The sequence below is a fragment of the Synechococcus sp. CBW1107 genome, from assembly GCF_015841355.1.
Taxonomy (GTDB): Bacteria; Cyanobacteriota; Cyanobacteriia; order PCC-6307; family Cyanobiaceae; genus Regnicoccus_A.
The window spans coordinates 1,963,540-1,974,973 of sequence record NZ_CP064908.1; the positions used below are offsets into that span (position 1 = coordinate 1,963,540).

Consider the following 11,434-nt stretch of genomic DNA (forward strand, 5'->3'; position numbering starts at 1 on the left):
GGGACGCGGCGGATCAGGACGTGCTGGCCCAGCATGGGAGAGCTGCGGCTGCAGCCGTGGTTTTGTTGCGTGATCTGCATACGATGGGTGCAGAAGCGTCCGGTGATGCTCGATACCGCCGTTGGAATCAAGGACAACGTTGCGGGCGAGAGCTTCGGCACCGATCTGGTTGCCGGACTGAGCCCGGGGCTGGTCGCTGGCTGTGATGATCCGCCGCCCCCGGAGGGTGAGTCGTCCCCGGCCCCAGGTCTGCGACGGAGGCCGATCCGCACCCCCGACGACTACGGGGTGAAACTGCCCGAGTGGCTCAGGGAGTGCATCCTCCACGTGCCCCCTGCCGATGGGGAGACCTGCCCCACCGATCCTGAAGCTCTGCTGGCGGCCGCTTTTGATTTCGCCTTCCAGCTCCACGACGGCCAGGTGAGAGCCACAGGCGAGCCCTACATCATTCATCCGGTGGCCGTCGCTGACCTGCTGCGCGACATCGGCGCCAGCGCTGGGGTGATCGCCGCAGGTTTCCTGCACGACGTGGTCGAGGACACCGATGTCACACCTGAAGACCTCGAGGTTCATTTCGGTGCCGAGGTGCGCGCTCTGGTGGAGGGGGTCACCAAGCTGGGCGGCATTCACTTCACCAACCACACCGAAGCCCAGGCCGAGAACCTGCGCCGCATGTTCCTGGCCATGGCCAGTGACATCCGCGTGGTGCTGGTGAAGCTCGCGGACCGACTGCACAACATGCGCACCCTCGGGGCCCTCAAGCCCGAGAAGCAGCAGCGGATCGCCCGCGAAACCCGCGAGATCTACGCACCCCTGGCCAACCGCCTCGGCATCGGCCGCTTCAAGTGGGAACTCGAAGACCTCGCCTTCAAGATCCTGGAGCCCGAGGCCTACAACGAGATCAAGCAGCAGGTGGCCAGCAAGCGCAGTGACCGGGAGGAGCGGCTGGCCGCGACGGTGGCCCTGCTGATGCAACGGCTTCGGGGCGCAGGTCTGCACGACTGCGAGGTGAGTGGCCGGCCCAAGCATCTCTATGGCATCTGGAGCAAGATGCAGATGCAGCAGAAGGCCTTCCACGAAATCTTCGATGTGGCGGCCCTGCGCATCCTGACGCCCAACCTCGAGAGCTGTTATCGCGCCCTGGCGGTGGTTCACGACACCTTCCGCCCGATCCCCGGCCGCTTCAAGGACTACATCGGACTGCCCAAGCCCAACGGTTATCAGTCCCTGCATACGGCCGTCATCGGCCGCCACCGGCCGATCGAGGTGCAGATCCGCACCACCGAGATGCACCAGGTGGCGGAGTACGGAATCGCGGCCCACTGGAAATACAAGGAGGGGGGATCACCGGCCTCGGCCGGTGCCGCCGAACGCTTCAACTGGCTGCGACAACTGGTTGACTGGCAACAGGATGATGGCGGCGAGGACAGCAGCGACTACCTCGCGTCCATCAAGGAAGACCTCTTCGACGAGGAGGTTTTCGTGTTCACGCCCCAGGGGGATGTGGTGGGGTTGCGCAAGGGCTCCACGGCCGTGGATTTTGCCTTCCGCATCCACTCGGAAGTGGGGAACCACTGCCAGGGCGTGCGCATCAATGACCGTCTCTGCCCGCTGGCCACGCCGCTGCGCAACGGTGACTTCGTGCAGATCATCACGGCGAAGTCGGCGCATCCGAGCCTCGACTGGCTCAACTTCGTGGCGACACCCACCGCCCGCAACCGCATCCGTCAGTGGTACAAGCGCAGCCACCGCCAGGACAACATCCAGCGGGGGACCGCCATGCTCGAGCGGGAGCTGGGACGTGACGGCTTCGACGCTCTGCTCAACGGCGAGGCGATCGCCAAGGTGGCCCGCCGCTGCAATCTGGTGGGCACCGAGGACCTGCTGGCCGCCCTCGGCTTCGGTGGCGTCACTCTGCAGCAGGTGGTCAACCGTCTGCGTGAGGAGGTGCGCCTCAGCACCGCGGCTGCGGCACCGGTGCTCAGCAACGAAGATCTGGCCCGCAGCGTTTCGGACCAGCCCATGCTGCCCCCGCCGTCTCCTGCGGAGAGCGGCGGCAGCCCGATCCTGGGGCTCGAGGGCCTGGAGTACCGGCTTGGGGGCTGCTGCTGTCCCCTCCCCGGCGAGGCGATCGTGGGCAGTGTCGCCCTGGGGAACCATGGCATCACCATTCACCGCCAGGACTGCAGCAACGTGGCTGCCGTCCCGGTCGAGCGCCGGTTGCCCGTGCGCTGGAATCCCGCGGCCGACCAGCAGCGCCGCCGCTATCCGGTGCAGATCCGCATCGAGGTGCTGGATCGTGTCGGCGTGCTCAAGGACATCCTCACGCGCCTTTCCGACAGCCGCATCAACGTCAGTGACGCCAGGGTGCGCACCTCCTACGGCAAACCCGCCCGGATCGACCTCAAGGTCGAGCTCGCCAGCGCCAGTCAGCTGGGCACCACCATGGATCAGATCCGCTCGATGGCTGACGTGCTCGACATCTGCCGCACCGGCATCGGTTAGGCCTCGCGGCGGAACAGTTTGAACTCTTCGGTGCGCAGTCCCAGCTCCCCGTTGAGCTCCTGCCAGCCACCCTTGTCCGGCTTGAGACACTGCCTCAGGAAGTCCTCGGTCTTGGGCCCCTCAGGGTCGGTGCGGGTCCAGATCAGGTGGCGATTCGCAGGCTTGAAGCAGCTGGGCGCAGATCTGGGCCTGGCCCACAGGCAGGCCGCTCCTGGGGTCTCGTCCCGGCCCCCCAGGCACGCCTGGCGATCAGCAGCAGGCCGGCGCCGGGCATCAGGATCAGGCTCCAGATGGGCAGACCTGCCAGGGGCAGGGCCACCACCAGCAGGGCGAAGCTCGCAGCGGCCACGCGCAGGCGCCAACGCCTGAGGCTGCAGGTCGTGTCCTGTTCATCGGCCGCGAGGCTCAGCAGATAGACGCCGAGCACCGGAAAGACATTGGCGAACTGGTCAGGACACAATCTGCTTGGCGCTGCCACCCTTGACCGGGGCCATGGGCCCCCCCCCAGCTCACGGGGTTCTGCGGAAGACCCTGATCGCCCCGGAGGTGAGCCCCATGTCCTGGGTGATCTCCCGCCAGGTGTGCTCGTCGCGGTTCAGACACTCCAGAAGAAAGTCTTCGCTGTGGCGACCTCCCCTCCCGGTGCGGGTCCAGATCAGGTGACGGTGGCGCGGGTCGGTGAGCTGGGCACAGGCCTGTTCGTCGCTGATGGCCAGGCCGATCCGATCGGTTGCCCAGGAGCGCCGCATCCCGTAGGGATCCAGGCTCCAGCTGGGGTGAACTCCCACGGTGGAGGACGGCTGATCCAGCTGCCAGTGCAGGGAGAAATCCTGGGGTGAGGTGAACGTGCCAGCCTCTCCCTTCAGGGTTCGCAGCTGCTGGATCAACCGCTCCCGATCGACCTCCACCGCATCCGCTGCCCTGGCGTCTGCCCCGACGGCCAGGATCTCCGCCACGAAGACGTTGTTCACCAGGATCAGCGAGAGCGCAAGGGCGAAGGCGGTGCCTGTTCGCCGCAGTCCGAGGCTGGAGGACCGCTCCAGGGCGGCCATGCCGCTGGCCACGATCAGCACCACCGGCACGATCGCCATCAGCACGTAATGCCTCCAGAAGTGGGTGGAGCTGAAGGAGAGGATCAACCCCCCCAGGAACACCAGGCTCAGCAGCGGCACCATCAGGCTCCGAGCGGAGGAACCTCCCCGGCCTCGCCTGGCCTGACGGGCCAGGCTCACCACCCCAAGCAGCGGGATCACCAGCAGCATCCAGAGCTCCACCCCCGCCACCGATGCTCCCGCCACCTGCCTGAACAGTTCACCCAGGCCCTGGTGGTCCCCGGGGCGCTGGGCGCTCCACTCCAGCGGCAGAAGCACTGCTCCCGCCCAGAGTCGGGCCGGTCCATCGCTGATCCCCAGGTAGGGAAGCCCCATCAGCACGGCCCCCAGCCCGGCGCCCGCCGTCAGCCAGCCCAGCCCGCTCAGGCGCCGCCGACGGCTCCAGGATCCCGGCCAGGGCAGCAGCGTCAGCGTCACCAGCAGCAGGGGCAGCAGCAGGTTGGGACGCACGGCCACCGACAGGAACAGGCAGAAGCCCACGGCTGCCAGGCCGGCCCGTCGCGTGCTCGGCAACTGCAGGGCCAGCACGGCCAGGGCAACCACCAGGAAGGCATTCGCGAACTGGTGAAGATGGCCGGAGAGGCCGCCGAGCATCTTCTGGCTCATGGTCACGTACAGAACGGCGCCGCCGACCGGCACCAGCGAGCCATCCCGCAGCGGCAGCAGGCCGCCTCGGGCCAGCTGGCGGATCGCCAGGGCCAGCAGCAGGCCGCCGCCGAGGTTGAGCAGCAGGGTCAGCATCCGGTGGGCCCGGATCGATCCCAGCCAGGCCGAGGGTGCATAGAGCACCTGGATGATCGGCCACTTGGCGTTGAAGCCCTCCTCGTACATCAGTCGACCGTGCAGCAGCCTTCTGCCCAGATGGAGGTAGGTGTCCACATCCAGGTCGTAGTGGCCCGCGGCCGTCGGTGCCTGCCAGAGCCGCAGGACCAGTCCTGCGGCGATCAGCAGCCAGAGCCCGGTGAGGGCGATCCCGACCGGCTGACGAGCTGCTGGTCCGGAGGGTGATTCCAGCACGGTCGACCTGGTCTCGAGCCTCGTTTCTAGGGTGCGACCAGCCAAGGGCGACCCGGGTGATGCACGAGCGTCCGAATCCGCTGCTCGCCTTGCCGTTCGAGTCGTCGCTCGAGGGTCTCGGCCCTGACTACTGGGACGTGGTGGAGGCGGCCCGCTTCCCACTCACCCGGTTGCGCTTCCGCAACGATGATCTGCTGGCCCAGCTCGGCCTGGATCCGGCCGCCGTCCGTGATCAGGATCTGGAAGCCGCCTATGGCCGGTTCGAGGCGCGCACCCCTCTGCTGGCGCTGAGCTACCACGGCTTTCAGTTCGGCAGCGACAACCCCTTCCTGGGAGACGGTCGCGGCTTCCTTTACGGGCAGCTGCGCCATCGCCGGGGGGACCTGCAGGACCTGGGAACCAAGGGCTCCGGCACCACCCCCTGCATCGACTGGGTGTCACCACCAGCCGCACCCTCAGCCTGGTGGAAACAGGCGAGGACCTCTGGCGGGGGGACGAGCCCTCTCCGACCCGCAGCTCCGTGATGGTGCGCATGGCCCGCACCCACCTGCGTTTCGGCAGCTGCGAGCGGCTGTTGCACCGGTGAGAGCCCGCAGCCCTCGAGCGTCTGTTGCGCCATGTGGTGGCGAACCACTACCCCCGCATCGTCGCCGCCCATCCCGAAGTGTCCGGCGGAACCAGCGAACCGGCGCTGCTGGCCTTCTACGGCGAGCTGGTGGAGCGGGTGGCACGGCTGGCGGCGGAGTGGATGGCCGCCGGCTTCACGCACGGGGTGCTCAACACCGACAACATGTCGCTAAACCTGGCAAGCCTGGCGTGACGCCTGGTGGGCCACCGGTTCGGCCCTTTCGAGTGAACGGCAGGCGACGATCGCCACCACCCTGCGGCGCTGGAATCTGCCGGAACCGCCGGTGCGGTCCTGCATCGAGAGGATCTGGGCGGGCATCGATGAGCGCGATGACTGGCAACCCCTGCATGACTGGCTGGACCGGTGCGGATCCAGCCACAGCGCCGGATCCGGGTGCTCGGCGCTACAGCTTCAAGCGCAGGATTCTGTCTGAATTCCTTCACCGATTCCCTTCTGGCATGTGTTGCCATGACTTCCGAACAAGCCGCCCAACTGATCGACGACACCCTGGATCTGGTGCATCAACGACTCCAGGCCCTTGATGCAGTCCAGAAGCGCAGGGAGCACAAGGCTCTGGCCGAGGAGTTCCGTGAATGGCGTCAACCCAGCGGAGGTCACATCGATCTGATGCTCTGCCCTGGGTTCGGCGGCTGACGTTCCAGCCAGCGCCAGTAGATCACCCCCAGCATGGATGCGCTGACGGTCCCCACGATCGTCGAGCCCAGCAGCAGTCGGCTGGAGAAGGACCAGCCCAGCTCCCAGATCCCCTGTTCCTTCAGCACGGCCATGCTGGGCCAGCCATGGCCGGGTCCCAGCAGCCAGCAGCCCAGCTGGTAGTTGAACCAGTAGAGGGGCACATAAGTGAGCGGGTTGCTGATCCAGGTCCCGGCAGCCGCCAGCAGATGGTTCCCTCTCACCAGGCTGGCCAGAGCCACTCCAAGCAGGGTCTGGAGCCCGAAGAAGGGGTAGCAGCCGCAGAACACCCCTGCCGCCAGCCCGCGGGCCCGCTGGCCGTGGCTTCCCTCCTGCTCCCACAGCCAGCGGATCCAGCGCCGGAATCGGATCAGGGCGCCGGTCCACCATCGACGCCACCGAGACTGGCGGGGACCCTGGCCATCGGGCTGCTTGGACTCGGACGACACCATTGCTGCGATTGCCACGGCGCTGGCGCCCGGAGAGGGAAGTGTGGCGATCGTAAGAATCTCCGGACCCCAGGCGGAGCCCATCGGTCGCGACCTCTTCGAGGCGCCCGGGGATCAGCCCTGGGGGAGTCATCGCGTGCTTTACGGACATGTGCGCGATCCAGGCAGCGGGGAGCGGCTGGATGAGGCCCTGCTGCTGCTGATGAAGGCACCCCGCAGCTTCACCCGCGAGGACGTGGTGGAGCTGCACTGCCACGGGGGTCTGATCGCCGTGTCCCATGTGCTGGACCTGGTGCTGCGCAGCGGTGCGCGCCGGGCGCGGCCGGGGGAGTTCAGCCAGAGGGCCTTCCTCAACGGCCGGCTCGACCTCACTCGCGCCGAAGCGATCAGCGACCTGATCACGGCAAGAAGCCGGCGGGCGGCCCAGCTGGCCCTGGCGGGCCTCGATGGCGGCCTGCAGCGGCGGATCGGCACCCTGCGGGAGCGTCTGCTCGATCAGCTGGCGGAGCTGGAGGCCCGGGTTGACTTCGAGGAGGATCTGCCCCCTCTCGATCCGCAGGCCCTGGTGGTGGAGCTGGAGGCGGTGCGTCAGGAGCTGAAGGTTCTGGTGGCGGAGGCGAGCGTGGGCCAGCTGCTGCGCGAGGGACTGAAGGTGGCGATCATCGGCCGCCCCAATGTGGGCAAATCCAGCCTGCTCAATGCCCTCAGCCGCCGGGAGCGCGCGATCGTGACCGAGCTGCCGGGCACCACCCGCGATCTGCTGGAGAGCGAACTGGTGCTGCAGGGGGTGCCGCTCACCCTGCTGGACACCGCGGGCATCCGCTCCACCGACGACCCTGTGGAGCGGCTGGGCATCGAACGCAGCCGCCAGGCCCTGGCCAGCGCCGACGCGGTGCTGCTGCTGGTGGACCTCGCTCAGGGCTGGACACAAGCCGACGCGGAGCTCCATGCCCAGATGCCCGCAGGCGTGCCGTCGCTTGTGGTGGGCAACAAAGCTGACAGGGCCGCAGGAGCACCCCCGGCCCAGGTTGATGTGGTGATCAGTGCCCTCACGGGCAGCGGCCTCGAGGCCTTGGCCGAGGCCCTGCTGTCCCGCTGCGGCCACAGCCTGGGCCAGGGGCTGGAGGTGGCGCTCAATGCCCGCCAGCGGGATCTGGCGGAGGCCGCCGCCACGGCCCTGGACGACTCCCTGGCGGCGGCCTCCGCCGGCCTGCCCTGGGATTTCTGGACCATCGACCTGCGCCAGGCCGCCCGCAGCCTCGGAGAGATCACCGGCGAAGAGGTGAACGAGGCGGTGCTCGATCGGGTCTTCTCCCGCTTCTGCATCGGCAAGTAGGCCCGCCCAGGCCATCAGGATGGTGAACCAGGTCCACCCGTGCTGCCGTTGGCCATCCCTGAGAGTGCCGTCCCGGCCGCTTCGCTGTTCAGCCAGCCCCGGCTGGAGCCCCTGCTGCGGTCCTGGCTGGCGGAGGACATCGGCCGAGGGGATCTCAGCGCGGCCGCGCTGGTGGGCCGGCAGGGCCGGGCCAGCTGGATGGCCCGGAGTGGTGGGATCTTCTGCGGAGGCCTGCTGGTGGAGCCGCTCTTCCGCCTCCTCGATGCCACGGTGGAGGTGCGCCTGCTCGTGGCGGACGGGGAGCCGGTGGAGCCCGATCAGCGGCTGCTGGAGCTGGCCGGTCCGGCGACGGCCCTTGTGGCGGGGGAACGCACGGCCCTCAATCTGGCCATGCGTCTCTCGGGCATTGCCACCGCCACGGCGGCGCTGGTGGCTGAGCTGAGCGGCACGGGCGTGGCACTGGCCGACACCCGCAAGACCAGCCCAGGGCTGCGCCTGATGGAGAAGTATGCGGTGCGCTGCGGTGGCGGCATCAACCACCGCTGCGGCCTTGATGATGCCGCCATGCTCAAGGAGAACCACCTGGCCTGGGCCGGAGGAGTGGCCCGAGCCGTTGCTGCGGTGCGAGCCACGGCCCCCTGGACGGCGCGAGTGATCGTCGAAGCCGAAAGTGCAGCCGAAGCGGTTCAGGCCGTGGATGCCGGCGCCGACGGGGTGCTGCTCGATGGCTTCACTCCGGAGGCCCTGCTGGCGCTGGTGCCGCAGCTGCGCAGGCAGGCGCTGGGGCGGGGTTCAGCGGTGGTGCTGGAGGCGTCCGGGGTGGATCCTGCACAGCTGAGGTCCTATGCCGTCACCGGCATCGATCTCATCTCCACCAGCGCCGCGGTCACCCGCAGTCCCTGGCTGGATCTGAGCATGCGCTACGACCCGGTGCTGGCCTGAAGGGCCTCCGTTGACCGGCGTGCTGCCAGGTCGCGGAACCAGCGGATGTATTGCCTCGGTCCGCCAGGCATGGTGGTGTCGATCCACAGGGGATCCTCTGGATCACTGAGGCCCTCCAGGCGGCCATCGGCCAGTGACGGCCGATCCACTTCGCCTCCGCTGCTGTCCACCAGGACCACACGGTTCGTGGTCCCGAAGGCGTCTCCCAGTTCCTGGAGCAGGGTGAGGAAGCCACGGTCGCTCCCCCCTCGCAGCCAGCCTCCGCCCGCCGCCGCCGGCTGAGAGGTGATCGTGTCACCCACCCCCACCAGCCGTGGCATCAGGGCTGGATCGATGGCGCTTCGGCACAGGTCCAGCAGTCCGGCATGGTCGAGGGGCGCGTCGCGTCCGTGGAACTCCAGGCCCAGGGGTGCCGTGCCCGTGCGGCGGTGGATGCTGTGATTGATCAGCACTAGCAGACCCACCTCCTTCAGGCCACCGCGCAGCATCAGCTGAAAATCCGTGGTGCCGCAGCTGCTCCGTTCCGCCGGCATGAGCCGTTCCCGGACACCGTCAGGGGTGAGATCGCGGCCGAGGTTGGGGGCCAGATGCAGAAAGAACGACTCCTTCAGCCCGGCCGAAGCCGCCTGCTCCAGCAAGGCCTGCATCAGCTCAAGGGCCAGCGCCTGCAGTTGCGGCCGCCGGCCGGGCTGCTCCCCCACCGCCGCCATCAGCGGATTGAGGTTGAGGCTGGGGGAGAGGGGGTTGTCGAGGACGGTCATCTCGATCAGCCCGGCCCTGTGCTCCTGGGCCGCCGTGGGCAGCAGGGCCGGCAGCCGCTCCCCCAGAGACGCTCTCAGCCAGGCCGGTGCCGAGGCCAGGAACGACAGTTCCGCCTGGCTCACCCCCGGGTGCGTGAGCCGGCCATGGCGGCTCTGCAGTTGCACACCGCCGGCTCCCAGTCCTGGCAGGTACAACCCCTCGACGGCTGGGTCGGCTGTGCCGGCCAGGGCCTGCTCCACCAGCCGGTTCACGCCGCGGCTGCCCTCATGCTCGCCGTTGGTCAGCACCCCGAAGCGTCCGTCCAGTTGCCGGGTGGCCCGCACGTAGTCGGGATCCAACCGGCGGCGGCGCGGATCGTGCACCAGCTCCATGCAGACCCCGTCGAGGTCCTGCACCAGCAACCATGTTCTGCCTGTGCTGAGCTCATCCAGCAGCTCAGCGGGGCTGATCCTGCTCCGGGCCGGTGGCCTTGCCTGGGCGTTCATGGCTTGGGGTCCGCCAGGATCAGCGCCGAGCGTGCGGCCAGGGATGTGGTGTGTCCAGCCGCTGCCGGAGCGCTCGCCCACAGCGGTGTCGTCGCCGGGGATGGGGGTGTCAGGGGCAGCGGTTCATCACCGCGGTTGATCGCCACCCACACGCGCTCCCGGCCCTCGCCGCGCCGGACCAGCAGCAGGTCGTCGTGGTGGCTCCCGCCAAAGCTCAGAGCGTCCGAGCGCAATGCCGGCAGGCGCCGGCGCAGGGCGGCCAGCTCTCTCAGCCAGCCGGCCAGCGCACCGCCGGGGACGTCCCAGGGATAGGCCTCACGGCAGCCCGGTTCCGGTCCTCCATCCAGGCCCATCTCAGTGCCGTAGTACACGCACGGGGCCCCTGGCAGCAGGAAAAGGAACAGCAGGCAGAGACGCAGGGCAGCCTCATCGCCACCGAGCACATGCAGGGCCCTTGGGGTGTCGTGGCCATCGAGCAGGTTGAGCATGGAGCGGTTCACCGCTGGTCTGTAGCGACCGAGAACCTCACTGATGCGGTGCTCGAAGCCAGCCCGGTCGAGGGGCTGATACGGAGGTTCAGGCAGGGCCGGCAGCTTCAGCTCTCCAGGCACGTTCTCGGCGCCGAAATAGCCGAGGATGCTCCAGGCCAGCGGGTAATTCATCACCCCGTCGAACTGAGTCCCCCCCAGCCAGGGGCGGGCATCGCCCCAGATCTCCCCCACGATCCAGGCCTCCGGGTTCTCAGCGCGCACGGTCCGCCGGAAGGTGTCCCAGAAGTCACCCGGCACTTCATCGGGGACATCCAGCCGCCAGCCATCGGCCCCGGCGGCGATCCAGGTGCGTGCGACGTCCAGCAGGTGCCGCCGCACCGGCGGATGGTCGTGGCGGAATTTCGGCAGGGCCGGATCATTCCACCAGCAGTGGTAGCCGCAGGTCTGGCCTGCCGCTGGATAGGGGTGCAACGGCCAGTGCTCGACGTGGAACCAGTGGCGGTAGGGAGACGTCCGGCCGTTTTCCAGCAGATGGTGAAAGGCCCAGAAGCCCCGGCCGCAGTGGTTGAACACACCATCGAGGATCAGGCGCATGCCGCGCCGGTGCACGGCCTCGATCAGGGCTTCGAGGGCCTCGTTGCCCCCCAGCAGGGGATCCACCTGCTGGTAGTCGTAGGCGTGGTAGCGGTGATTGGCGGCTGAGGCGAACACCGGATTCAGTGACAGGCAGGTGATCCCCAGTCCCTGGAGGTGGTCGAGGCCCTCGATCACCCCATGGAGATCACCCCCCTGGAACCCCTGCAGGGCCGGGTCGCTGCCCCAGGGCATCAGCTCAAGCCCGTCCTGGGCGGCCACCCGCCCGCTGCGGCGGAAACGGTCGGGAAAGATCTGATACACCACGGCCTCGGCCACCCAGGCCGGTGCCGCCGTCGATGCCGAAGACGAGGCTGCAGCCGTTGCAAATCCCATCGCTTGCCCCAGGCGTGCCTCAACCAGCGCTAGCACAAGCAAAAG

General features: G+C 68.4%; 9 protein-coding genes and 2 pseudogenes. 6 read left to right on the top strand and 5 right to left on the bottom strand.

The genetic code is table 11. The features are described from left to right. The first annotated feature begins 105 nt into the window (after positions 1-105). On the top strand, positions 106-2,505 hold the full coding sequence (locus tag I1E95_RS10125; RefSeq protein ID WP_197167383.1) for a bifunctional (p)ppGpp synthetase/guanosine-3',5'-bis(diphosphate) 3'-pyrophosphohydrolase: 2,400 nt from the start codon (positions 106-108) through the stop codon (positions 2,503-2,505). A gap of 142 nt (positions 2,506-2,647) precedes the next feature. On the opposite strand, the gene I1E95_RS10130 is transcribed toward I1E95_RS10125, so the two are convergent. Both I1E95_RS10130 and I1E95_RS10135 read right to left on the bottom strand, forming a co-directional pair. After that, positions 2,648-2,965, bottom strand: coding sequence for a hypothetical protein (locus I1E95_RS10130; RefSeq protein WP_197161980.1), 318 nt, complete (start codon positions 2,963-2,965; stop codon positions 2,648-2,650). Between the two features lie 49 nt (positions 2,966-3,014). Continuing rightward, entirely contained in the window at positions 3,015-4,634 is a 1,620-nt protein-coding gene (locus I1E95_RS10135) for a hypothetical protein (RefSeq protein WP_197161982.1), read from the bottom strand. Positions 4,635-4,693: 59 nt separating this feature from the next. Between I1E95_RS10135 and I1E95_RS10140 the strand changes: the two are divergent. The 3 genes and pseudogenes from I1E95_RS10140 to I1E95_RS10150 all read left to right on the top strand — a co-directional run. Then, positions 4,694-5,433, top strand: a pseudogene (locus tag I1E95_RS10140) (protein adenylyltransferase SelO family protein); the annotation flags it as partial. 64 nt (positions 5,434-5,497) lie between these two features. Continuing rightward, positions 5,498-5,695 (top strand): annotated as a pseudogene (locus I1E95_RS10145) (hypothetical protein); the annotation flags it as partial. A 35-nt stretch (positions 5,696-5,730) separates the two neighbouring features. Next, a complete protein-coding gene (locus I1E95_RS10150; RefSeq protein WP_197161985.1) occupies positions 5,731-5,916 on the top strand; it encodes a hypothetical protein in 186 nt (61 codons plus the stop codon). Here the strand turns inward: I1E95_RS10150 and I1E95_RS10155 are convergent. Continuing rightward, positions 5,877-6,407, bottom strand: a complete 531-nt coding sequence (locus I1E95_RS10155; protein WP_231594556.1) for a DUF2062 domain-containing protein — start codon at positions 6,405-6,407, stop codon at positions 5,877-5,879. The genes I1E95_RS10150 and I1E95_RS10155 overlap by 40 nt on opposite strands. Here I1E95_RS10155 and mnmE point away from each other — a divergent pair. Both mnmE and nadC read left to right on the top strand, forming a co-directional pair. Beyond that, complete coding sequence (gene mnmE / locus I1E95_RS10160; protein ID WP_197161988.1) at positions 6,388-7,740, top strand: tRNA uridine-5-carboxymethylaminomethyl(34) synthesis GTPase MnmE; 1,353 nt, start codon at positions 6,388-6,390, stop codon at positions 7,738-7,740. The two genes, I1E95_RS10155 and mnmE, sit on opposite strands and share 20 nt — an antisense overlap. 39 nt (positions 7,741-7,779) lie before the next feature. Continuing rightward, entirely contained in the window at positions 7,780-8,682 is a 903-nt protein-coding gene (nadC, locus tag I1E95_RS10165) for a carboxylating nicotinate-nucleotide diphosphorylase (RefSeq protein WP_231594557.1), read from the top strand. Here nadC and stpA read toward each other — a convergent pair. Beyond that, positions 8,661-9,929 carry a glucosylglycerol 3-phosphatase gene (gene stpA / locus I1E95_RS10170; protein ID WP_197161990.1) on the bottom strand — a complete coding sequence of 423 codons (1,269 nt, stop codon included), beginning with the start codon at positions 9,927-9,929 and terminating at the stop codon, positions 8,661-8,663. The genes nadC and stpA overlap by 22 nt on opposite strands. Then, positions 9,926-11,389, bottom strand: a complete 1,464-nt coding sequence (locus I1E95_RS10175) for a glycoside hydrolase family 13 protein (RefSeq protein WP_197161992.1) — start codon at positions 11,387-11,389, stop codon at positions 9,926-9,928. Before I1E95_RS10175 ends, stpA begins: the two co-directional genes overlap by 4 nt. Positions 11,390-11,434 lie beyond the last annotated feature (45 nt).